General features: G+C 71.7%; 16 protein-coding genes. 7 read left to right on the top strand and 9 right to left on the bottom strand.

Annotation, left to right across the window (positions count from 1 at the left end; genetic code table 11):
* Positions 1–13 precede the first annotated feature (13 nt).
* Positions 14–1,690, top strand: coding sequence for an NAD(P)/FAD-dependent oxidoreductase (locus tag Cba03nite_RS24890; RefSeq protein ID WP_203750817.1), 1,677 nt, complete (start codon positions 14–16; stop codon positions 1,688–1,690).
* Positions 1,691–1,764: 74 nt separating this feature from the next.
* Here the strand turns inward: Cba03nite_RS24890 and Cba03nite_RS24885 are convergent, their stop codons facing one another.
* The 8 genes from Cba03nite_RS24885 to Cba03nite_RS24850 form a co-directional block, all read right to left on the bottom strand.
* The gene (locus tag Cba03nite_RS24885) at positions 1,765–3,666 is read right to left on the bottom strand and encodes a S1 family peptidase (RefSeq protein ID WP_239125997.1); all 1,902 of its coding nucleotides are present in this window, start codon (positions 3,664–3,666) and stop codon (positions 1,765–1,767) included.
* Between the two features lie 442 nt (positions 3,667–4,108).
* Complete coding sequence (locus tag Cba03nite_RS24880; RefSeq protein WP_203750811.1) at positions 4,109–5,188, bottom strand: hypothetical protein; 1,080 nt, start codon at positions 5,186–5,188, stop codon at positions 4,109–4,111.
* A gap of 105 nt (positions 5,189–5,293) precedes the next feature.
* Complete coding sequence (locus tag Cba03nite_RS24875; protein WP_203750808.1) at positions 5,294–6,355, bottom strand: hypothetical protein; 1,062 nt, start codon at positions 6,353–6,355, stop codon at positions 5,294–5,296.
* Positions 6,356–6,627: 272 nt separating this feature from the next.
* A complete protein-coding gene (locus Cba03nite_RS24870) occupies positions 6,628–7,005 on the bottom strand; it encodes a hypothetical protein (protein WP_203750805.1) in 378 nt (125 codons plus the stop codon).
* 115 nt (positions 7,006–7,120) lie between these two features.
* On the bottom strand, positions 7,121–9,154 hold the full coding sequence (locus Cba03nite_RS24865; protein WP_203750802.1) for a DUF6077 domain-containing protein: 2,034 nt from the start codon (positions 9,152–9,154) through the stop codon (positions 7,121–7,123).
* Positions 9,151–10,890, bottom strand: coding sequence for a CDP-glycerol glycerophosphotransferase family protein (locus tag Cba03nite_RS24860; RefSeq protein WP_203750800.1), 1,740 nt, complete (start codon positions 10,888–10,890; stop codon positions 9,151–9,153). Before Cba03nite_RS24860 ends, Cba03nite_RS24865 begins: the two co-directional genes overlap by 4 nt.
* 88 nt (positions 10,891–10,978) lie before the next feature.
* Positions 10,979–12,454, bottom strand: coding sequence for a bifunctional cytidylyltransferase/SDR family oxidoreductase (locus tag Cba03nite_RS24855; protein WP_203750797.1), 1,476 nt, complete (start codon positions 12,452–12,454; stop codon positions 10,979–10,981).
* Positions 12,455–12,671: 217 nt separating this feature from the next.
* A complete protein-coding gene (locus Cba03nite_RS24850; protein WP_203750794.1) occupies positions 12,672–13,391 on the bottom strand; it encodes a PP2C family protein-serine/threonine phosphatase in 720 nt (239 codons plus the stop codon).
* 223 nt (positions 13,392–13,614) lie between these two features.
* Between Cba03nite_RS24850 and Cba03nite_RS24845 the strand changes: the two genes are divergently transcribed.
* Positions 13,615–14,598, top strand: a complete 984-nt coding sequence (locus tag Cba03nite_RS24845; RefSeq protein ID WP_239125996.1) for an AAA family ATPase — start codon at positions 13,615–13,617, stop codon at positions 14,596–14,598.
* 46 nt (positions 14,599–14,644) lie between these two features.
* Positions 14,645–14,848: a hypothetical protein gene (locus Cba03nite_RS24840; RefSeq protein ID WP_203750791.1), complete on the top strand. Its 204-nt coding sequence runs from the start codon at positions 14,645–14,647 to the stop codon at positions 14,846–14,848.
* A gap of 91 nt (positions 14,849–14,939) precedes the next feature.
* Here the strand turns inward: Cba03nite_RS24840 and Cba03nite_RS24835 are convergent, their stop codons facing one another.
* Entirely contained in the window at positions 14,940–15,485 is a 546-nt protein-coding gene (locus Cba03nite_RS24835; protein ID WP_203750788.1) for a hypothetical protein, read from the bottom strand.
* 352 nt (positions 15,486–15,837) lie between these two features.
* Between Cba03nite_RS24835 and Cba03nite_RS24830 the strand changes: the two genes are divergently transcribed.
* The 4 genes from Cba03nite_RS24830 to idi all read left to right on the top strand — a co-directional run bounded on the left by Cba03nite_RS24830 (position 15,838) and on the right by idi (position 23,047).
* Positions 15,838–18,573, top strand: coding sequence for a cellulose binding domain-containing protein (locus Cba03nite_RS24830; RefSeq protein WP_203750785.1), 2,736 nt, complete (start codon positions 15,838–15,840; stop codon positions 18,571–18,573).
* A 70-nt stretch (positions 18,574–18,643) separates the two neighbouring features.
* Positions 18,644–20,911 carry a WD40/YVTN/BNR-like repeat-containing protein gene (locus Cba03nite_RS24825; protein WP_203750782.1) on the top strand — a complete coding sequence of 756 codons (2,268 nt, stop codon included), beginning with the start codon at positions 18,644–18,646 and terminating at the stop codon, positions 20,909–20,911.
* A gap of 160 nt (positions 20,912–21,071) precedes the next feature.
* The gene (gene crtI / locus Cba03nite_RS24820; protein ID WP_203750780.1) at positions 21,072–22,499 is read left to right on the top strand and encodes a phytoene desaturase family protein; all 1,428 of its coding nucleotides are present in this window, start codon (positions 21,072–21,074) and stop codon (positions 22,497–22,499) included.
* Complete coding sequence (gene idi, locus Cba03nite_RS24815; protein WP_203750778.1) at positions 22,496–23,047, top strand: isopentenyl-diphosphate Delta-isomerase; 552 nt, start codon at positions 22,496–22,498, stop codon at positions 23,045–23,047. The genes crtI and idi overlap by 4 nt, the downstream gene beginning before the upstream one ends.
* The last annotated feature ends 36 nt before the right edge of the window (positions 23,048–23,083 follow it).

The following is a 23,083-nucleotide window of genomic DNA, read 5'->3' as shown; positions in this document are numbered from 1 at the left end:
GAGGGAGCCCGATATGGACCGATTCGATGAGTCCTTCGACCAGCGGCAGGACGGCGACTACGACGTAGCCGTCGTCGGCCGGCACCTGGCGGGCGGGTGGCTGGCCACCATCCTCGCCCGTCACGGTGCGCGGGTGCTGCTGGTGGACGGCCCGCAGACGCCCGGCACGCGCCCCGGCGAGACGACGGTGCCCTACACCACCGCCGTGCTGGAGCTGCTGGCCGAGCGGTTCGACGTGCCCGAGATCGGAGCGTTCGCCCACTTCGTCGACCTGCCCCCCGCGGTACGGGCGGCCAGTGGCGTCAAGCGCTCCCTGTCCTTCCTGCACCACCAGGCGGGCCGGGTGCACGACCCGAAGCACACCGTGCAGTTCAACGTGCCCGGCGAGCACAACGAGTGCCACGTCTACCGTCCCGTGGTGGACGAGCACGCGTGCGACCTCGCGGCCCGCCGCGGCGCCCACCTCATCACCGCCGCGACCGTCACGGCCGCGGAGCCCACGCTGGACCGGGTGCGGCTGACCCTGTCCAACGGCACCCAGGTCAGCGTCCGCTACCTCGTCGACGCCTCCGGCACCGCGCTGACCGGCGACGCGGGCGACGACACGGAGCTGGCGCTGCGCTCACGCGTGCTCACCACGTACATGACCGGCGTGGAGGACCTGGGCGAGGTGGCCCGGCTGAACTCGTACCGGCAGGCCACGCCGTGGTCGGCGGGCACGGTGCACCACCTGTTCCCGGGTGGCTGGGTCCAGGTGGTCACATTCGCCAACCACCCGGAGGGCATCAACCCGGTGTGCGCGGTGACGCTCAGCGTGGACCGGGACAGCGCGGCGGTGCTGCCGAACGACCCGGAGGAGCTGTTCCGGACGGTCGTCGCCCGCTACCCCACCATGGCCGCGCAGTTCCGGCGGGCGGTGGCCAGCCGGCCGTGGACCGCGGCCAACACCTCGCGGCGGCCGCTGCACGCCACGTACGGCCCGCGGTGGATCGCCGTGGACCGGGCCGTCGGGGTGGTCGAGGACTTCCTGTCCTCGGACATCTCGGTGGCGGCCGAGGTCGTGCACGCCACGGCCGCGGCCCTGCTGCGAGTGCTCGACGGCGCCGAACCGGCCGACGACGCGCTGGCGGGGGTGGCCCGGTTCCAGCACAAGCTGCTCGCGTACAACGACCGGATGCTCGCGTCGGCGCGGATCGCCGGCGCGGACTTCGCGTCGTTCAACGCGTTCAGCCGGGTCTGGCTGCTGTGGCAGATCCTCGCGCACCTCTCGCTGAAGCGCGCCTGCGCCGACGCGGAGACCGAGGGGTCCTGGGCGCCCGTCGAGCGGTTCGGCGACGGGGCGCTGTGGTTCCGTACGCCGGAGGGGCTGGTGCCGTTGCTGGCCTGGTTCTTCGCGCAGTACGAGGACGTGCGGCGCGGCGTGCGCACTCCGGCCGGAGCGGCGCAGGCGATCTTCCGGCGGCTCGCCCGTTCCCGGTTCGTGCCGCCGCTCTACCGGTTCGCCGCACCGTCGGCGCGCTACTACAAGTTCACCTCGACCCGCCGCATCGCGATGCTGCTGTGGGTCATGACCGTCGCCCCGAAGGACTTCCAGCGCCTGCTGCGCCGGGAGAACGTGACGGGCCGGCGGCGCCCACCGGCGGTGGCTCCGGCGGCCGAACGGGTCACCGCGGCGGCCGAGCGCAGCTGAACAGGAGATACGGAAAGGCCCCGCGGTCACCCGCGGGGCCTTTCTCAGTGCACTACCTCAGCGGAACCGCCGGATCAGAAGACCCGGTCGAAGATCTGCCAGTCGGTGTCGATGACCTTGCCCGCACCGTCGATCCAGCCGGCCTTGCCGTTGGTCGTGTAGAGCCGGACAGTGCCGTCCGCCTTCACGCCCATCAGGTCGATCATGTCGTCACCGTTCCAGTCGCCGGGCGACATGAAGGTGGTGAACATCTGCCAGCCCGAGCCGATCTGGGTGCCGGACGGGTTCTGCCAGCCGCCGGAGCCGTTGCTGTTGTACATGTACAGCCGGCCGTCGGGCTTGCGGCCCAGCAGGGTCTGGAAGCCGTCGCCCTGCCACGAGCCGGGGGTGAGGATGGTGTTGAACATGCCCCAGCCGGTGCCGATCCGGGTGCCGGAAGGATTCTTCCAGCCGCCCGCGCCGTCACTGGTGTAGATCCACAGCTCACCGTTGGGCTTGCGGCCCATCAGGTTGGGCATGCCGTCGCCCATCCAGTTGTTGGTGACCATGATGTCGTTGAACATGTTCCAGCCGGAACCGATCTTGATGCGCGGGTAGAACGGCGCGTTGTTGCTGTCCGTCGCATCCTCGTCGATCTTGTACTGCCACAGGCCGCCGTTGGCGTCCCGCGCGATGATCGACGGCTTCTTGTCGTTGTTCCAGCTGGTCACCCGCATGAGCTTGGTGTAGATGTTCCAGCCGCCACCGAACGAGCCGAAGTCGTAACCGCTGATGCCGCCGAACCCGTCCGTGCCCAGGCCCGACCCGCTGACCATGACCACCCGGCCGGAGGCCGCGCAGGCCCAGCCGGTCGTCTTGCAGCGGACCAGGAAGTCGCTGTGGCCGTCGCCGGTCCAGTCGAGGTTCACCAGGCCGTTGCGCGTGACGTCAGCCTTGATGTCGTCGGAGTAGCTGCTCACCCGGGCGTAGACGCCGTAGGTGCTGGCGCACGGGTCGTAGCCCCACGACGTGACGCCGATCTGCTTGCCGTCCACGAAGATCGGGCCACCCGAGTCACCGTGGCAGGTGTCGACGCCGTTCTCCGGGGTCGACGAGTTCGGCGAGCCCGCGCACATCATCGCGGTCGTGTTGAAGATCGACCCGTAGGTGGCGGTGCAGTCCGAGTTCTGCTGGACCGGGACCTCGGCGGCGTAGAGGATGCCGGCCGGGGTGTCACCGTCGGGGTCGGTCGTGCCGTAGCCGACGATGGTCGCCGCGGTGCCGTCGGCCGGAGCCGCCGCACCCTGGTCGGCCAGCGTGACCGGCGTGTACTTGCTGTTCAGCGCGTCCTTCAGCGTCAGCACGGACACGTCGTGCAGCGGCGGCGGGGGCGTCGTGTGCGCCACCCACGCGTCGTACTGCGCCTTGTAGTTGTAGCGCTGGTCGGTCCAGGTGCTGCCGACCCGGGCCACCTGGCCCGCGCTCCAGTCGACGCCCTCACGGGCGTCGGCGACACCGGCGATGACGAACGTGGTGCCGAAAGGCAGGTCCACGTTGCAGTGCGCGGCGGTCAGCACCTTGGTGGAGCTGAGCACGGTGCCGGTGCAGGTGCTGTAGTACCACCCGGCGTTGCCGTCCTCGTCCCACGCGACGAAGTAGGACCGGACCGCGACCACGCCAGGGTGGTCGGCCGGGTTCGCCAGCTCGCCGCCGATGATGCGCGAGTCACCGGTCTTGACCGTGGCACGGCCGCTGAAAGCCGCTCCGTACGTTCCGGCCACGGGCATCGGCTTGGTGGCCTTCTGCGCCCCGGACGGAATCCTGCTGTGCTCGAGGGCGATGTCCTTGGCGTTGGCCGGCAGCGGCGGCAGGCCGTCGGGCGCCGCGCTGGCGACACCCGTGGGCAGCAGGAAGGCCGCCCCGCCCAGCACCAGGCCGGTGAGCGCGCCGGCGACGCGGCGGCCCTTCGACCAGCGAGGGTTGTCCTCGTTTGACACTGACTTCTCCCGTCGTCCCCAGGTTTTTTCGCGCGGCCGGACGTCGGCCGCGGCCTCGGAGCGGTCGAGTAGTTGGACGATGATCGATAACAGCAAGAGGGGCTGGGATACCGCTGCTTGGTGAATCGACTGAATCCCCGTGTCCGGCCTACGGGCCGGGTTCTCTTCTGCGATCGCAGCCATGAGGTCATGAGCTGCACCCGAGTGCTCGCACACCCTAACAAGATCGGTCAACCCAGGGAACCGGCCTTGTGACCCCGATTCCCCACACTTGTCAGACGAAAGCGTTGCGAAGAAACAAAAGTCCAGTATGCGAGGGTGCAGCCACCGAGCGAATCCGCAGGTTGAGCCGTCCGGCCGAGGGACGGCCCAACCGAAAGTCGAACCGGTGTCACACCGGCCGGCTGCCGTTGCCCGGGAAGCAGCCGGGTCGCCGGTCCCCTCAGCGCAGCCGCGGGACCGTCGCCGTGCCGGGCACAGTGGCCGCAGCGGCGGGGCGGGCCGGGATCGGGGCGGCGCCCGGCTTCGGTGCCGCGGTGCGGGGCGATGCGACGTTCATCAGCGTCGCCTTGCCCACGGTCACGTTCTGCGACAGGGTCGAAGGCTGGCCGGGGCTCAGGAAGTAGTACGGGTCGAGGTGCCCCGTCACCGTGGCCGTGCCGCCCAGCATCGCCGGCCCACTCGCGAACGGCGTCCACTCCGTGCTCTGCAGCGCGGCCGACCACGCCGCGGGCGCCCCGGTGCAGGCGCCCGTCACCTTGAAGGTGCCGCGGGCGAAGCCGAACTCCTGGTTCTGCGCCACGGCGCCCTCCAGGGTGAAGGTGCCGGGCACGGTGCAGGTGAACGTGCCGCGCACGGTCACGGTGTACCGCGGCTGCCGGTTCTTCGACACCGCGCGGGTGGGCATCCAGGCCGCCAGCGAGACGCCGGGGTTCCCGGTCACCGTCGGCCGGACCAGGGCCGGCAGCGCCGGCATGTCGGCGACGCCGTACAGCAGGCGGCCTCGCTCGGTGGTGGAGGCGCTGCAGAGCTGCTCGAAGGTGGCGTTGAGGCGCTTGAGCACGCCGTCGGCCACGGACAGCTCGTGGATGACGAAGGAGCCGCCGCCCCCGCTGCACCCGCGGCCGTTGCCGCCGAGGCGGATGCCCGGCTGCGCGCCGTTGAACGGGTACTCGCCCGCGGCCGCGTAGGTGCCCACGGCGAGGTCCTGGCCGGGCGGCGCGGCCAGGTCGAGCGTGAACGAGTCCCACTCGGCGGGCAGGCCCGGCTCTCCGGTGCGCGGCACCTCGCTGTGGCCGCTGACGTCGACGTGGACGCGCTGGCCGGTCCAGGTGACCTCGATCGCGGTCCCGGCGGTGGTGCTGGTGTACGCGTACGACTGGCCGGAGGCGACGTAGCCGTCGCCGAAGAAGGTGAGGCGCGCGACGGGCGCCTCCTCCGCGCCGGCGGGCCCGGCGGGCACGACGGCCATCGCGGCGACGGCGGCGAGCCCGGCGAGGCCGCGCTTGAGCAGTGTGTGCATGGTGCTCCCCGTTTGCTGGATGAGAGTTGCAGGGTGCCCCGGTCCGTCGCCCGGCGGTTGTTCCAGGCGGCGGCCGGTGGCGGATGAGACCGGGCCGGTCCGTCGTCAGTGACGGCGGATGGGCTTACGAACGAGCAGGTGTGATCCGGTGGTGGCCCCGGCCGGACGCGCGCCGGCGGGCGCCGGGCCGTCCTGGGACGCGGCGGGCCCGGCGGTCAGGGCCTGCGGCTGCCCGATGGTGGCCCAGTACTGCATGTCGAGGAACCGGTCCGCGCCGCCCAGCAGGTAGTAGGCGTCCGTGGTCGCGAAGACCTCGATCGTGACGGAGGCGCTGCCACTGCGGAACGGCACGCCGGAGGTGCTCACGACGTGGGCGGTCCAGGGCTCGGGCGACCCGGTGCAGGGGCCGGTGCCGCTGTAGGTCCCCGACGCCGAGCTGTCCTGCACGATCGCCCCGCGGTAGGTGAACGTCCCGCCTCCGGAGCAGGTGACCGTGCCGGTCACGACGGCCCGCCGCTGCGGCGCCCGCATCTTCAGCACGGAGCGGGTGGGCAGCCAGTTCTGCAGCGCCACCGACTCGCTCACCTCCGGCACCGGGCGTTCGGCCGTCAGCGGCGGCATGTCGACGCCGACGAGCAAGCGGCCCCGGACCGCCTCCGTGCGCATCTCGCAGTGCTGCTCGAAGGTGGCGTCGAGCTTCTTGACGGCCCCGTCCACCACGGTCAGCTGGTGAATGGTGAAGCTGCCGATGAGCGCCGAGCAGCCGCGGCCGTTGCCCGAGAACTGCATCGTCGGGTTCCCCGTCCCGATACCCCACCGGTAGGCGTCCTGATATGTCCCGGCCGCCAGCTGCTCACCCGAGGGGGCCGCGAGGATGAGGTCGAAGTTGTCCGTCGTGACGCCGGACTGCGGGCTGTGCCACACCTCGCTGGGGCCGTAGACCGAGACCGAGATCCGGCCGCCGTTGTCGTTGAGGTGCACGCCCATGTTGATACCGGCGGTTGTGCTGGTGAACGCGTAGGCGCTGTAACGAGCGATGTGGTCGTCGCCGGAGAAGGTGAGCCGGGCGACGGGCGCATCGTCGGCGTGTGCGGGCGTGACCGGTACCACCGTCATCGCGGCGACGACAGCGAGCCCGGCGAGGCCGCGCTGGAACCTGAGGCGCATCGTTCTCCCCCGTCGGAGAAATCAAGAAGCCCTATGAGACGCGATCATGCGCGTGGGCCGCGCCAGCCTAAGACCAGCATGCTGCCCGGACAATCAGCCGGGAGACGGGCGTCGATCGGCCCAACGTACGACGCAGAGCCGAACCCGCGTGACACACGGATCCGGCCCGCGTGCAGTTTCGGGGAAACTGCAGGATCTCGGCGGCGCTTTCGTGCAGTTTCCCCGAAACCGCACCCTGGTTCGTCAGGCTTTCGGGGCGGCCGGGTAGCGGGTCATGCGGTTCGGGTGCGGCCGGGGCTCGATCCAGGGGCACCCGGCTGGCGGACACCGCCGGGGCGCAGCGTGCCGAGCGGCCCGACGGCGCCGCCCGTGGCGGTGGACGGTGCGACCTCGGTGTTCAGGCGCACCGGCGTGCCGAGCACCGTCGGCTGCTCCATGCCCAGCCGCGGCGCGCGTTCCAGGAAGTAGTACGTGTACGCGTCCGCGACCAGCGTGACGTAGATCCGTGCCGCTCCGGCCTGGAACGCCCCGGTGCCCTCGATGTTGAACGTCCCGCTCCACGGCTGCGGCGTCCCGGTGCACCGGCCCGCCAGCTGGACCGAGCTGGAGACCCCTGCGGGCTCCTGGGGCTGGATCAGCTGGATGTTCATCGTGTACCCCCTGACGGATGAGGCGGGCCGGAGGTGTCGCAGCACGCCGCAGGGGCCGGACCACGGTCCGCGAGCGGCTTGCTCGTTTCCCGGTCCGGCCCCTGCGGGTCGTTGTTCAGGCGGCGGGGTTCGCCGTGTAGCAGACCATGCCGTTCGGGTCGGGGCGGGACGCCAGCTCGGTCAGGCCCAGCTGCGGCGCCATCGCGATCGCCTTGTCGTTGCTGTCCCAGACGCAGACGGTGCCCACGCCGACCCGCTTCATCGCCGCCGTGAGGTCGGCCGCCGAGGCGTCGGAGTTCCCGTCGGCCCACGCGCTCAGCTTGCGGCGGTCCAGCGCGAACTCGCTCTCCCAGCCGTACTCGATGAGGTAGCCGTCGCGGGCCATGACCACCGGGACCCTGCTGGTGACCATCGGCATGGCGCGCATCACGATGCTGGGCGCCAGCAGGTATCCGGCGGGCCGGTCCAGGTCGCGGATCCAGAACGCGGCGATCTTGCGGCCCACCGGGATCTTCCAGGCGGGCACCGGGATGCGCAGCGCGGTGGCCCGGTCGACGAAGACGTGGCTCTTGCTGCTCCACATCGGAGTACCCGCGAACGCCAGCGCCCCGACCAGCGCGGCGGCCACCGCCACCGGGATCGCCCGCGGCGCCAGGCCGCCCCGCGACTCCAGCCGCAGCCACCGTTCCCACGGCAGCGCGACGTACATTCCGATCAGGACCGGGAAGGGAACGATCCAGGGCAGGCGCCACAGCACCGGGCCGAGGCCGGTGAAGCCGTGGATGGTCTCGATGACGCCCGGGATCAGCAGCACGGTCAGCGTGGTGACGGCGCCGGCGGTGAGCAGCCGCGGCACGCCGTCGCGCACGAACAGCGCCCCGGCCCACAGCGCGAACGCGCTGATCAGCCCGATCACCCCGACCAGCACCGTACGGGCCAGCGTGCCCCGCGCGTCGTAGAACTGGAGGGTCGCCATCTCCTCGGTCATGCCGCCCATCCAGAGCCGGAACGCGACCGTGACGGCGACCGGGTAGACGGTCAGCGCCAGCGCGGACGCGAACGCGTCGCGGGGACGGCGCATCAGCAGCAGGATCACCCAGGCCGCGCCGGCCATCACCGGCAGCAGCATGACGGAGACGGTGGACAGGCCCACCGAGGCGATCGACAGCGCGACCAGCAGCCACAGCGAGCGCCGCGTCCGGTGCTCCACCAGGTCGGTGAGGTACACCCAGGCCAGCGGGATCATCGCCGAGACGAACATGCCCTTGCCCTCGGCGAGGCGGAGGTGGAACGTGCCCAGGGCCGCGTCCTCACCCGCCACCAGCAGCAGGTACGCCAGGCCGATGCCGAACACCAGCAGCGGGCGGCGCGGCGCCCAGCGGTGGGCCAGCCGCCACAGGGCCAGCGACGCGACGATCGCCAGAACGGGCAGCAGCACGAACCAGGTCGCCGAGGAGGCGTGCAGGCCGGTGGCCGCGCCGATGGCCCCGGCGAACGCCTCGAACGACGAGATCGGCGGCTGCGAGGACAGGCCCGGCAGCACCTGGTCGGTGAAGAGGAAGTCGCGCAGCGGGATCAGGTCGTGCTCGGCGATCCACACCGACTTGCCGACGTAGAAGACGTCGTCCTGCGAGTTGCGGTTGAGCACCAGCGCGATCGCCGCCATGCCCAGCGAGGCCACCAGCACCAGCGCGCCCTGCAGCGGGGTGGTGGTGCTCGGCGCGGCCGGGCGGGGCGAGAAGCCGGTCGCGGTCAGCGTGGCGGCGCAGGCGACCAGGCCCAGCGCGATGGCCAGCCACCAGGACCAGCCGGAGGTGAGGTACGCGACCAGCACCGCCGCGCCCGCGGCCGCGAGCAGGGCGACCTTCAGCAGCAGCGGGCGGCGCGAGGCGGCGCCCGTCTCGCTCGGCTGCTCGGCCGCCGGAGCGTCCGCGGCCACCGGCGCGGCGGCTGCCGCGGCCCGGCGGCGCAGGCTGAACGCCGTTCCGGCGACGGTCAGCACCAGCCACGTGTAGAAGAGGATGGACGGACGGGCCGAGACGAAGAAGCCGAGGTGGTAGAGCACGGTCCACCCGGCGAAGGAGATGACGGCCGCGTCCGTGAGGGCCACCGGTGCGCCCGCCAGGAGCCGCCCGAGGCGCTCTCTCATACGGTGACTCGCTTCTTCTCTTTCAGGTCGTTGAGGGCGATGGCCTGGTCGACGGCCTTCTGGAACGGCTCATCGGAACCGGTCGGCCCGAGGATGTAGGTGCGCAGCGCGTGGCGCTTCTCGGCGAGCACGTCGAACTCGTCCGCGCGCGCGGCGTCCAGGGCGGCGGCCAGGCCGTTGAGGTTGCCGTCGATCAGGTACGACGCGGAGATGCTCGGGTTCTCCGCGACGAAGTCCTCGTCGCTGAGCCCGCTGGTGTTGACCACCGAGTACGGCTTGTCGGTGAACAGGAAGTCCGAGACCACGCTGGACACGTCGGTGATCATCAGGTCGGCCTCGGCGAAGCAGTCGTACAGCTCGCCCTGGCCCGGGTAGGAGATGTCCGACTCGGGCAGCAGGTCGATCACGGCCTTGAGTGCCGCGGCGGCGGCCGCGCTGCGGGTGCCGGTCAGCGGGTGCGGCCGGAAGATGATCCGCACCCCGGGCTTCGCCGCCTGCAGCGCCTTGACGATCTGGACACCGCAGCGCACCAGCGAGGTGTGGTGCTCCTCGGTGGTCCAGCCCTCCCAGGTCGGCGCGTAGAGCACGGTCGGCGTGCCGGTGCGCTGCCGGGGCGGCGCGGCGGCCAGCTTGCGCGCGAGCTGGGTGAGCTGCGGCCGGCCCACGTGCACGAAGTGGTCGGCCGGGATGGGCACCCCCGCGGTGCCGTACCGGTCCTGGCCCGCCTGCCCGGCGACCCAGATCTCGTCGTACACCTTGGTGAAGGGGTTGACGCTGGCCAGCTTGTCGCTGTCGCCGTGGCCGATGAAGGTGGTGCGCAGGTGCGGCAGGCGCAGCAGGTTGATGTTGTTGCCGTTGTTGCCGGGGAACATGACCAGCTTCACCGAGGACACGTCGAGCGTCAGGTACTCGGCGGCCTTCTGCACGCAGATGACCGGGGTCTTGCTGGGCTTCAGCTCGTTCCACAGGGCCGGGTTCTGGAAGATCACCAGCACCCGCTGGTCGAGCCCGTCCAGCGTCGGCAGCCACACGTTGCTCTGGTAACCGGTGCTGGCCTGGCCGCCCGCGTAGAGCACGACCTCGGGACGGTACTCGCGCAGCGCCTTGTTGATCGCCTTCATCCGGCGGGTGCCGGACAGCCGCAGCGTGCGCTGGATGCGCCGGGCCAGCGAGTAGAGGTAGACCGCGGAGACCGCGGTGATGCCGGCCGCGCCCAGCCAGGCCGCCTCGGCCGACCACTGCGCCAGCGCCGCGAGCACCAGCACCGCCGCGGTGTGCGGCCAGTTGCCCGAGGTCGGGTCGGAGCCGACCCGCGGCTCCAGCGCCTTGACGCCGAGGCCGCGCGCGGCGGCACCCGCCTGGTTCAGCTCGCGGGCCGCGGTGAGCAGGCCGATCGCGGACACCATCAGCCACAGCAGCCAGGCGCACCAGGTCGCGATGACCAGCGGGGCCGACTCGGCCAGGCCCAGCAGCAGCACCGGCATCGCCGCGGTGCGCAGCGCGCTGCGCAGGTGCACGTCGAACGAGGCCCGCGCCAGCACCCGGTGCAGCTTGTCGAACTCGTCGCGCCGGGTGTACCACTCGGCGAACTGCCCCGCGGCCACCACCAGTGCGGTGAGCGCGGCCCAGCCCACGGCGGCGGTGGCCAGCGCGAGCGGGATCGAGACGAGCATGAGGCCGGTGAGGGCGATTCCGGGGAGGTTCGAGCCGAGCACGCGCCGGACATCGCTGACCATCAAGTGCTTCCTTTCGCGGTTGTGCCTGCGCGGGAGGTGACCGGGTACGGCGGTACGCCGTCCGGATCGGGCCGGACGGCGCTGCTCACTACCAGCGGGAACCCTCGGAGGGGGCTTCCATGTCCTCGGCGAGGAAGGTGTACGGGTCCACCGGGCCTGCGCTGCGCTCGCCCTGCCGGACGTCGATGATGTGGCCGGTCCACCCGGAGATCAGCACGTCGACCGAGGTGTGCGCGACGGTGCCGGCGTCGAGCAGCGAGTTCTCGGGCTCGTCGCCGAAGGCCTTGGTGCGCATCGGGGTGCGGGTGCGCTCCGGGTTGATGCAGTTGACCCGGACGCCGTGGTCGGACCACTCGTCGGCCAGCGCCTGCGTCAGGTTGACGATCGCGGCCTTGGTGGAGGAGTAGAGCGAGTAGTCCGCGCGGCCGCGGGTGTACGAGCTGGACGTGTAGAACAGCAGCGAGCCCTGGGTCTCGCGCAGGTAGCGCAGGGACTCGCGGGCCAGCACGACGGGGCCGAGGTAGTTGACCCGGACCGTCTCGTCGATGATCGACTCGTCCACCTCGTCGATCTTGCCGATGTGCAGCACACCGGCCGTGTTCACGATGAAGTCGATCCGGCCCGTCTCCGCGTACGCCTGCGCGAGCGCGGCCTTGACGTGCGCCGGGTCCTCCAGGTGCGTTCCGGTCAGGCTGCGGCTGAACCGGTAGACCTTCGCACCGTACGACTCCAGCAGGTCCGCCGTCGCGCCGCCGATGCCGTAGCTGCCGCCCAGCACCACCGCGGTGCGCCCGGCGATGCCCGCCTCGTACGCCTCCCGGCTCGCCTGCACCGGCGCCAGGTGGGAGCCGAGCTGGAACAGCCGGTCGGCCAGGTAGATGTCGACCGGGTGCGTGATCTTCATGTTCTGCTCGCTGCCGTGCACCACGTAGATCGGCACCTCGGGCAGGTAGCGCCGGACCACGCCGCAGTCGTCCGTGGCCTTGAAGTCCGGGTCCTGCATGGCCAGCTCGTACGCCCGGCGCAGCACCGAGAGCCGGAAGCCCTGCGGGGTCTGGCCGCGGCGGAGCTTGGCCCGGTCCGGGATGTCGCTGATGATCTCGCCGCCCTCGGCCGGCTCCGTCACGATGATCGTGTCGGCCGACGGGATGGCCACGTCGATCGCCTCGTGCCGGGCCAGCGCGGTCACGCAGTCGCCGATGATGCGCTGGTCCACCAGCGGGCGCACCGCGTCGTGCAGCAGGATGTTGCACTCGCGGCCGTCCAGCGCGGCGATGGCCTTCATGGTGGTCTCGCTGCGGGTCGAACCGCCGGCGAGCACGGTGATCGGCTTGTCGGAGCCGAGGTCGGCGACGATCTTCTCGACGTCCTCGACGAAGTTCGGGGTCATCAGGATGATGATCTCGGCGATGCGGTCGGTGGCGACGAACGTCTCCAGCGTGTGCCGCAGCACCGGCTTGCCGGCGACCTTGATGAGCTGCTTGGGCAGCTTCAGGCCGATGCGCTCGCCGGTCCCACCCGCAAGGATGACAGCGACAGTGGTCAGACGATCCCCGTCGATCATTGGTGAGGCTCCGAGCGGTGGAGCAGCCGACGGCCGGGCAGGGCCACCCGGGCCCGCGGAGACCCGCCGAGAACCGGCGGAATTGGGGTGTGGCCGTACAGACTGCGAGGGGTGGACCGGACCCGGGAATGTTAGCAGCGGCTAGAGAGCCTGTTCAACCGACGTTCAACCGCCCGCCGTCCCACAACACAGGACGACAGCGGGCGGCTGCGCTCAGTTAACCCTCGGCTGTGACGTCGGCCACGACCACCGTCACGTTGTCCGGCGCGCCGGCCGTGAGCGCTCGCTTGATCAGCTGGTCGGCGCATGCGCCGGGGTCCACCGGGGCGGCCATCGCCTCCGCGATCGCCTCATCCGCCACGATGTCGGACAAGCCGTCACTGCACAGCAGCAACCGGTCACCGGGGGCCAGCACCAGCGCCATCACGGTGGGCGTGAACTCCCGGCCCTGCACCGCCTGCGTGATGATCGACCGGTGCGGGTGCTGGCGCGCCTCCTCGGGGCTGAGCAGCCCGCGCTCGACCATCGCCTGGACCAGGGTGTCGTCGACGGTGAGCTGGCTGAGCCGCCCCTCCCGCAGCAGGTAGGCCCGCGAATCGCCGACGTGCAGCAGCGTGGCGTGGTCCGCTCCGAGCAGCAGCGCGGTCAGCGTGGTGCCCATGCCGTCGCTGGCCGGGTCGGCGTCGATCGCGGCGCGGATCCGGCCGTTGGCCACCGCGAGCGTCGCCAGCAGCGCGTCCGCGCCGTTCTCGGCCGGATCCTGCTCCAGCGGGGACAGCGACTCGATCACGATCTGGCTGGCCACCTCGCCGGACGGCGAGCCGCCGACCCCGTCGGCCACCGCCACGAACCGCCTGCCCGCGTAGGCCGAGTCCTCGTTGTTCTCGCGGACGAGGCCGGCGTCGGTGCGGGCGACGGCGTGCAGGATCACGGTCATGCCCCATAGCCTGCCTATAAGAGCGCCGTTTGTCTTTAAGCAGTTGTACGTATCCTGCCCCGCCCGCGCGTCGGCCGCCGCTCCGATGCTGATCAGAGGCGCGGACCGGCCGAGCAGATCCGGTAAACGGTACGGATCTCCGACCGCGTGGTGCACCGTGGCCTGGCGCACGGCCGCTCACCGGCGTGCGCCGCGCCGTGCGCCTGGTACGTAAGGTGAAGCGGTGACCGCGGTGGCGATGGTGGGGCGTGAGGCGGAGCGGCAGGAGCTGCTGCGCCGCTGGTCCGGGCCGCGCTCCGGCGGCCGCCCCGACGTCGTCCTCATCACCGGCGCGGCCGGCATCGGCAAGTCCAGGCTGGCGGCCAGCGCCGTGGCGGCCTTCTCCCCGGCCCCGGCGGTGGTGCTGTCCGGCGCGGCGCGGCTGCACTCGCCCGCGCCGTACGACTGGCTGGCCGCCGTGCTCAGCGGCCGCGACACCCACGACCTGCCGGTGCCCGCCGGGGGTCTGGCCTGGCTGGCGCAGGACCCGCACGCGCCGAACGAGCGCTACGCGCCCGAGGCGCTGCTGCGGCTGGCTGTGCGGACGGTCCGTGCCCTGGTCGGCACCGGTCCCGCGGTGCTCGTCGTGGAGGATCTGCACGCGCTCGACCCGGCCAGCCTGAACCTGATCGGCGAGCTGGCCACCGCGCCCGGCCTGCCCGCGCTGCTGCTGGTCACCAGCCGGCTGCCCGACTCGGCGGACTCGCCGGAGCTGGTGGCCCGCACGCTGGCCCGGCTGTCCGGCGCGCCCGGCGCGATCCGGCAGCACCTGCCCCCGCTGGGCACGGCCGAGATCGCCGGGATCATCGCCCAGGTCCACGGCGACGTGCCCGCGCAGCTCGCCGCGGCGGTCCGGGAGCGCACCGGGGGCAACCCGTACTGGCTGGTCGAGCTGCTGGCCGCGACGGCCGGGCGGGACGCGGCGGCCCTGCTGCGCGAGCCGCTGCCGGGTCACCTGCGGACGGCCGCCACGCCGGAGCCGGCCGACCTGACCGCGCGCGAGCAGGAGGTCCTCGGCTGCCTCGCGGCCGGGATGTCGAACAAGCAGATGGCCCGCGAGCTGGACATCTCCATCCGGACGGTGGCGGTGCACGTGTCGAACCTGCTGCGCAAGACCGGCTCGGCGTCGCGCACGGAGGCGGCGTTGTGGGCGGTCCGGCGAGGCTGACGCGCCGTGTGCGCTATTTGTCCCTTTTCTTCGCTAAGCTGACCGGGTGCAGCTGACCTTCATCCGCAAGACGGTGCTGTCCGGCGACACCAACTGCCCGTCGCTCTACCGCACCGACCGGGACACCTTCGTCGTACAGGGCTGGCGGGTCACCGATCCCGACGCCCTGCGCCAGCTCGACATCCCCGACCACGAGACGGTCGTCGAGGTCCCGTCGGACGTGCTCGCCGAGATCGCGCGCACCCTCTGACCGGCGTTCCGCCGGAGCACCACCGGCGGACGTTAAGAAGGGCACCTTCTTATACGCAAAACGATAAGAAGGTGCCCTTCCTTACTTCGGGTCAGTCTTCGAGCTCCTCGACGAGGTCCTCGTCGGAGCGGCGGCGGCGACGGCGGCGGATGGACGGCATGGCCATCACGAAGCCGACCTCGCGGCGGCGGCGGTAGTAGTGGCGGCGGCGCGGGCCGGCGATGGCGTACACGATCGACGTGATGACGCCGAAGGCGACGTAGACGCCGAGGATGAAGATGCCGCCCGCGTCCTTGATGCTGAGCACGCCGCCGTCGCCGAACGTCGGCAGCAGCAGCATCGCCAGCACGGCCCAGGTCACCATGCCCCAGACCAGGCCGGTGCCCACGGCGGGCACGATCTGGCCGCGGATGAACTTGCCGACGAACGCGCCGAACAGGCCGCCGGTCGCACCGGCGACGACAAGCACCATCACCCACGCGGTGGAGGCGTCGGTCTCGCCGACGAGCTGGGCGTACGGCTTGATGTGACCGGTGATCTGCAGCGCCAGGGCCAGGAACAGGCCGCCGGCGACACCGCCGACCACGCCGGCACCGGTCCGGCTGATCAGGTTCACCTGGGGGGTGTATTCACTCATGATCGGGCTCCGGAGGGGTTGAGGGTTGCGCGCGAACCTTACAACGGCGGCGCAACCTGCACCTAACCAATGTCTCCTATGTGATCGACGATCGCGCGGGCGCCGGCGGCGGTCGCGCCGCCGGTCACATAGGACGCTAGTTCGTTGGCACATCAAACTATTGACACGCTTGTAAGAAGCGTGTGAACCTCTCCACGGGACCGGCGCGCGCAGCCGAGGGCAGTCCCGCGCAACGCATACGCACGTGCCGTCGCCGCTCGGTGACACAGGCACGGCGGCGGTTGCTCACTGCCCTGGGCCCGCCCTGTCTCCTGTGCGCCTGGCGGCACCGTCCTCCACTGGAGTGCCACAGATGCAACCCCGAGCCCGAAGAACCCGCACCCTCGCCGGCACCATCGCCGCGACCCTGACCGCAGGCGCGCTGGCGGTGGTCACCCAGCTGGCCGGGGGCACCCCGGCCAGCGCCGCCGCGTCCGAGCCGTACACCTGGAAGAACGTCCGGATCGACGGCGGCGGCTTCGTCCCCGGCATCATCTTCAACCAGACCGAGCAGAACCTGATCTACGCCCGGACCGACATCGGCGGCGCGTACCGCTGGAACCAGTCGACCAGCAGCTGGATCCCGCTGCTGGACCAGTTCGGCTGGGACAGGTGGGGTTACAACGGCGTGCTGAGCATGGCGACCGACCCGGTGCAGACGAACAAGGTGTACGCCGCCGTCGGCATGTACCTCAACAGCTGGGACCCCAACAACGGCGCCATCCTGCGCTCCTCCGACAAGGGCGCCACCTGGGCGGTCACCGAGCTGCCGTTCAAGGTCGGCGGCAACATGCCCGGCCGCGGCATGGGTGAGCGGCTGGCGATCGACCCGAACCGCAACAGCACCCTCTACTTCGGCACCGAGGCCGGCAACGGCCTGTGGCGCAGCACCGACTCGGGCGTGACCTGGGCCAAGGTCACCAACTTCCCGAACGTCGGCAACTACGTGCAGGACGCCGCCGACACCAACAACTACCTGAACTTCAACCAGGGCGTGGTGTGGGTCGCGTTCGACAAGTCGACCGGCACCGCGGGCAACACCACCCAGGCGATCTACGTCGGCGTCGCCGACCTGCAGAACACGGTGTACCGCAGCCTCAACGGCGGCACCAGCTGGGAGCGCGTCGCGGGCCAGCCCACCGGGTTCCTCGCCCACCAGGGCGAGATCGCGGGCGGCTACCTCTACATCACCACCAGCGACAAGGGCGGCCCGTACGACGGCGGCCACGGCGACGTGTGGAAGATGCAGCTGTCCACCGGCGCCTGGACCCAGATCAGCCCCGTGCCGTCGACGGACACCAACAACAACTGGTTCGGCTACTCCGGCCTGTCCATCGACAAGCAGAACCCGAACACGCTGATGGTCACCGGCTACAGCTCCTGGTACCCGGACACGTTCATCTGGCGCAGCACCGACGGCGGCGCGACCTGGCGGCAGTTCTACGACTACGCCTGGCCGAACCGGACCAACCGCTACACGCTGAACATCACCGGCGTGCCGTGGCTGGACTTCAACGAGCAGAAGTCGGCCCCGGAGCAGTCGCCGAAGCTGGGCTGGATGACCGAGGCGCTGGAGATCGACCCCTTCAACTCCAACCGCATGCTGTTCGGCACCGGCGCGACCATCTACGGCACCACCAACCTCACCGCGCTGGACACCGGCGGCACGGTCGCGCTGAGCCCGTTCATCAAGGGCCTGGAGGAGACCGCGGTGCTCGACCTGATCAGCCCGCCCAGCGGCACCTCCCCGCTGATCTCGGGCGTCGGCGACATCGGCGGCTTCCGGCACACCAACCTCGACGTGGTCCCGGACATGTTCGACATGCCGTACTTCGGCAGCACGAACAGCATCGACTTCGCCGAGCTGAACCCGAGCTACGTGGTCCGGGTCGGCAAGGGCGCGCGTACGGCCAACGGCCAGACCAACATCGGCGTCTCCTCCGACGGCGGCGCGAACTGGTGGTCGGGCAGCTCGCCGAGCGGCGCGCAGGGCGGCACGGTGGCGCTGAACGCCAACGGCACCCGCGTGGTGTGGAGCACCGAGGCCAACGGCGTCTTCTACGCCACCAGCTTCGGCGGCGGCTTCAGCCAGGCGAGCGGCGTGCCCGCCACGGCCGAGGTCGAGTCGGACCGGGTCAACGCCAACAAGTTCTACGCCTCGTACGACAACACGTTCTACGTCAGCACCAACGGCGGCCAGAGCTTCTCCACGGCCGCGACCGGCCTGGGCGTGATCTCGGGTTTCAAGGCGATGCCCGGCGTGGAGGGTGAGATCTGGCTGGCGAGCGACACCGGCCTGTACCGCTCCACCAACTCCGGCACCTCGTTCACCAAGTTCGCCGCGTCGGCGAGCGGCGTGAGCGTGGGCTTCGGCAAGGCGGCGCCCGGCCGCACCAACATGGCGGTCTACACCATGGCCACCATCGACGGCGTGCGCGGCGTGTACCGCTCCAACGACGCCGGGGCGAGCTGGGTGCGCATCAACGACAACCAGCGCCAGTGGGGCAACGCCGGTGACGCGATCACCGGTGACCCGCGCACGTACGGCCGCGTCTACCTGGGCACCAACGGCCGCGGCATCCTCTACGGCGACAGCACCGTGACGCCGTCGAGCCCGCCGCCGAGCCCGTCCGCCTCGGTGTCGGCGTCCCCGTCCGCGTCGGCCTCGCCCAGCGCGTCGCCCTCGGCCTCCCCGAGCGCGTCGCCGTCGGCTTCGCCGAGCCCGTCCTCGCAGGCCGGCAAGGCGTGCACGGCCACGTACCGGATCGTCCAGTCGTGGCCGAACGGCTTCCAGGGCGAGCTCAAGGTGACCAGCACCGGCACCGTCGCCACGACGGGCTGGCGGGTCAGCTTCACGTACGGCGCGGGCCAGGTGATCAGCAACATGTGGGGCGGCATCCGCACCCAGACCGGCTCCGCGGTCCAGGTCGTCAACGAGGCCTGGAACGGCGCGCTGGCGCCCGCCACCAGCACCACGGCGGGCTTCAACGCCTCCTGGAACAACACCTCGAACCCGATCCCGGCGCCGGTGTCCTGCACCGCGCTGTGATCGCCCCCGGATGGCGCGAGGCGTCCCTCCCTGCGGAGGGGCGCCTCGCGCTCGTACAGAGAGGAAGCAGATGAGCCAGGCACGTATCTCCCGGCGCGGGCTGTTCGGCGCGGCCGGCGCCGTGGGCGTGGCCGCCTCGGGGCTGCTCGGCGCGCCAGCGTCGGCAGGCCAGGGCTACCGCTGGCGCAACGTCGAGATCGTCGGGGGCGGCTTCGTCCCCGGCATCGTCTTCAACCAGTCCGAACCGGGCCTGGTGTACGCGCGTACCGACATCGGCGGGGCGTACCGCTGGCACCCGGCGACCGGCCGGTGGATCCCGCTGCTGGACTGGATCGGCTGGGAACGGTGGGGCTGGTCCGGCGTGGCCAGCCTCGCCACCGACGCCCGAGACCCGGACCGGGTCTACGCCGCGGTGGGCACCTACACCAACGACTGGGACCCGAACCCCGGGGCCGTGCTGCGCTCGCGCGACCGGGGGCGCACCTGGCAGGTCACCGAGCTGCCGTTCAAGCTGGGCGGCAACATGCCCGGCCGGGGCATGGGCGAGCGGCTGGCCATCGACCCGCACCGCAACAGCGTGCTCTATCTGGGCGCGCCCAGCGGCCACGGGCTGTGGCGCAGCACCGACCACGGCGCGAGCTGGGCGCAGGTCACCGCGTTCCCGAACCCGGGCACCTACCGCGCCGACCCGAACGACACCAGCGGCTACTCCAGCGACCTGCAGGGCGTGGTGTGGGTGGTGTTCGACCCGCGTACGGGCGGCCGCCGCAAGGGCACGCAGACGATCTACGTGGGCGTGGCGGACAAGGACAACCCGCTCTACCGCTCCACCGACGGCGGCGCGACCTGGGCCGCGGTGCCGGGCGCGCCGACCGGGCACGTGCCGCACAAGGGCGTGCTCGACCACGAGGGCGGCTTCCTCTACCTGGCCACCAGCGACACCGGCGGGCCGTACGACGGCGGCTCCGGCAAGGTCTGGAAGCTCGACACCGCCACCGGCGCCTGGACCGACATCACCCCGGAGAACGGCTCCTGGGGTTACTCGGGCCTCACCATCGACCGGCAGCGGCCGGGCACGCTGCTGGTGGCCACGCAGATCGCCTGGTGGCCGGACGTGGTCTTCTTCCGCACCACCGACGGCGGCGCGACCTGGACCCGCTCCTGGGACTGGGGCGCCTGGCCGAACCGGGTCAAGCGCTACGACCTCGACATCACCGACGCGCCCTGGCTCACCTGGAACGCCGTGCCGCCGCTGCCGGAGGAGGCGCCCAAGCTGGGCTGGATGACCGAGTCGCTGGAGATCGACCCGTTCGACTCCGGCCGCCTGCTCTACGGCACCGGCGCGACGATCTACGCCACGGACAACCTGACCGACTGGGACACCGGCGGGACCGTGCACATCGCGGTCCGCGCCCGCGGCCTGGAGGAGACCGCGGTGCTGGACCTGATCAGCCCGCCGGTCGGCGCACACCTGATCTCGGCGGTGGGCGACGTGGGCGGCTTCGTGCACCACGACTTCGCCGACCCGGGCCTGATGTTCGACAACCCGACCCACGGCAGCACCACCGGCCTGGACTTCGCCGGGCTGGTCCCGGCGACGGTGGTACGGGTGGGCAACCCGACGAACGGGACCCGCTTCGGCATCTCGTACGACGGCGGCGCCACCTGGACGCCCGCGGCCACCCAGCCGGACGGCATCACCGGGGGCGGCCGGATCGCGGTCAGCGCCGACGGCGGGCACGTGGTCTGGTCGCCGGACGGCGCGGCGGTGCACCACTCCGCCGACGGCGGCGCGACCTGGACCCCGAGCAGCGGCGTGCCGGCCGGGGCGCGGGTGGAGTCGGACCGGGCCGCCCCGCGCACCCTGTACGCCTTCGCCGCCGGGACGTTCTATGTCAGCACCGACGGCGGGGCCTCCTTCACCGCCGCGGCGACCGGGCTGCCGGCCGAGGGCGACGTGCGCTTCCAGGCGGTGCCGGGCCTCGCGGGCGACGTCTGGCTCGCGGGCGGCAAGACCGGCCTCGCGTACGGCATGTGGCGCTCGACCGACGGCGGGGCCACGTTCACACAGCTCAGGGGCGTGGACGAGGCGGACAACGTGGGCTTCGGCAAGGCCGCCCCGGGCCGCGCCTACCCGGCCGTCTTCTCCAGTGCGAAGGTGCGCGGCGTACGCGGCGTGTTCCGCTCGGACGACGCTGGCCGCCGCTGGATCCGGGTGAACGACGACCGGCACCAGTGGGCCTGGACCGGGGCCGCCATCACCGGCGACCCGCGCGTGCACGGCCGCGTCTACGTCGGCACCAACGGCCGCGGCATCATCGTGGGTGACCTGCACTGACCTGTGACGACGCGCGGTGCCCGCGCCTCGGGCCGCCGGGCTCAGCCCGGTTTCGCACCGGCCCGGGGGCGGTCACCGCGGGTTGTCAGATATCGGGCAAACAGGGCGGCTCGCTGTCCATTCGGGCAGAACACGGCGACGATCATGCCACCATGAATCCGTGCGAACCGTACTGGGACCGACAAATCATGTGATTGTGGTCGGAGCGGGTCTCGGCGGACTCTCCTGCGCGCTGCATCTCGCAGGGGCCGGCCGCGAGGTGACCGTGATCGAGCGCTCCGGCGCGCCCGGCGGCCAGGTCGGGGTGCTGGAGCTGGACGGGCACCGGTTCGACACCGGCCCGACCATGATCACCGCACCGGACCTGCTGGCCGAGCCGCTCGCGGCGGTCGGCGAGCACCTGCACGACTGGGTCGACCTGATCCGCCTCGACCCGGCGTACCGCGCGCACTTCCCCGACGGCACCACGCTCGACGTGCACGCCGACACCGACCGCATGGTCGCGGCCATCGCGAAGCTGTGCGGCGGCAAGGAGGCCGCGGGCTACCTGCGCTTCCAGCGCTGGGCGCGGCGGTTGCAGCAGTTCGAGCGGCGCGACCCGCACGGGCACTGGCGCACCCTGGCCACCGAGGGCGCCCGGCGGCGGCTCACCGACTTCTTCGCCGACCCGCGCACCCAGCGGCTGTTCTCCTTCCGCAACCTGTTCACCGGCCGCGACCACGCCGCCGCGTCCTACCTGGACACGGTCAGCGAGGTCTGGTATCCGCGCGGCGGCATGAACGCGGTGCCCCGGGCGCTGGCCGCGGCGGCCGAGAAGCACGGCGTGACCTTCCGCTACCACACGCAGGTCACCTCGGTGGAGACCCGCTCGGGCCGGGCGGTGGCGGTGCACACCGCCGACGGCGAGCGGCTCACCGCCGACACCGTGGTGCTCAACCCGGACCTGCCCGCCGCGTACAGCCTGCTGCCCGGCATGGCTCCGGCCCGGCTGCGGCGGCTCACCCCGTCGCCGTCGTGCGTGGTGCTGCACCTGGGCACCCGCGACGACCGGGGCGGCTACCAGCGCATCGCGCACCACAACCTGCACTTCGGCCGCTCCTGGCGGCAGACCTTCGACGAGGTGGTCAACCGCGGCGAGCTGATGAGCGACCCGTCGATCCTGGTCACCAACCCGAGCCGGACCGATCCCACGGCCGCGCCCGCGGGACGCCAGACGTATCAGGTGGTGGCCCCGGTGCCCAACCTGCGTACCGCCCCCGTGCGCTGGGACGGCCCGGTGGGACGCCGCTACGCCGGGGAGCTGATGGCCACCCTGGAGGCGCGCGGCTACCTGGACTTCGGCGCCGATCTCACGCTGTCCTATGTGGTTACGCCGGACGACTGGGCGCGGCAGGGTATGGCCTTCGGCACCCCGTTCGCCAGCGCGCACACGCTGCGGCAGAGCGGCCCGCTGCGGCCGGGTAACCTGCATCCAACCCTGAGTAATGTTGTCTTCACAGGGTCCGGCACCCGTCCCGGCGTCGGCGTACCCATGGTGCTGATCTCGGGCCGGGCGGCGGCACGTCGAGTGGTCGGAGCACGCGCATGAGGTCTCGGGAAGAGGACCTGGTCGAGCTGGTGGACGCGGCCGGCGCCCCCTGCGGCAAGGCCACCGTCGCCCAGGCGCACAGCGCCCCTGGGATGCGGCACCGGGCGTTCTCCGTACACCTGCTCGACAGCAGCGGGCGGCTGCTGCTGCAGCAGCGCGCCGCGGTGAAGACCCGCTTCGCGCTGCGCTGGGCCAATGCCGCCTGCGGCCACCCCGGCCCGGGGGAGGACCTGGTCACCGCCGCGGCCCGGCGGCTGGCCGAGGAGATCGGCGTACGCGGCGTCGAGCTCACCGAGATCGGCGTGTACGCGTACCGCGCCGAGGACCCGGCGACCGGCCGCGTCGAGGACGAGTACGACCACGTGCTGCTCGGCATCGTGGACGCCGACGCCGAGCCGCCGCGCCCGGACCCGGCCGAGGTCGCCGCGCTGCGCTGGGTGCACCCCACCGACCTGCTGAGCCACCTGGCCGAGCAGCCGGACGAGTTCGCGCCGTGGCTGGCCGGAGTCACCGGCGTCGCGGTGCCCGCGCTAGGCGACTTCTCCTGAGACTTGTGACGCGTATCTCAATCGTGTCCTGAACGC

The sequence above is a fragment of the Catellatospora bangladeshensis genome (assembly GCF_016862575.1).
GTDB lineage: Bacteria > Actinomycetota > Actinomycetes > Mycobacteriales > Micromonosporaceae > Catellatospora > Catellatospora bangladeshensis.
Note: the sequence above shows the minus strand (reverse complement) of the source record. Positions and strands in the feature narration are given on the sequence as shown.

Bases quoted from the DNA above. Each gene is read 5' to 3' on its own strand.
- Cba03nite_RS24890 (WP_203750817.1), top strand. From the start codon at position 14: ATGGACCGATTCGATGAGTCCTTCGACCAGCGGCAGGACGGCGACTAC.
- Cba03nite_RS24880 (WP_203750811.1), bottom strand. From the start codon at position 5,188: ATGCACACACTGCTCAAGCGCGGCCTCGCCGGGCTCGCCGCCGTCGCC.
- Cba03nite_RS24875 (WP_203750808.1), bottom strand. From the start codon at position 6,355: ATGCGCCTCAGGTTCCAGCGCGGCCTCGCCGGGCTCGCTGTCGTCGCC.
- Cba03nite_RS24870 (WP_203750805.1), bottom strand. From the start codon at position 7,005: ATGAACATCCAGCTGATCCAGCCCCAGGAGCCCGCAGGGGTCTCCAGC.
- Cba03nite_RS24865 (WP_203750802.1), bottom strand. From the start codon at position 9,154: ATGAGAGAGCGCCTCGGGCGGCTCCTGGCGGGCGCACCGGTGGCCCTC.
- Cba03nite_RS24860 (WP_203750800.1), bottom strand. From the start codon at position 10,890: ATGGTCAGCGATGTCCGGCGCGTGCTCGGCTCGAACCTCCCCGGAATC.
- Cba03nite_RS24855 (WP_203750797.1), bottom strand. From the start codon at position 12,454: ATGATCGACGGGGATCGTCTGACCACTGTCGCTGTCATCCTTGCGGGT.
- Cba03nite_RS24850 (WP_203750794.1), bottom strand. From the start codon at position 13,391: ATGACCGTGATCCTGCACGCCGTCGCCCGCACCGACGCCGGCCTCGTC.
- Cba03nite_RS24835 (WP_203750788.1), bottom strand. From the start codon at position 15,485: ATGAGTGAATACACCCCCCAGGTGAACCTGATCAGCCGGACCGGTGCC.
- Cba03nite_RS24830 (WP_203750785.1), top strand. From the start codon at position 15,838: ATGCAACCCCGAGCCCGAAGAACCCGCACCCTCGCCGGCACCATCGCC.
- Cba03nite_RS24825 (WP_203750782.1), top strand. From the start codon at position 18,644: ATGAGCCAGGCACGTATCTCCCGGCGCGGGCTGTTCGGCGCGGCCGGC.
- idi (WP_203750778.1), top strand. From the start codon at position 22,496: ATGAGGTCTCGGGAAGAGGACCTGGTCGAGCTGGTGGACGCGGCCGGC.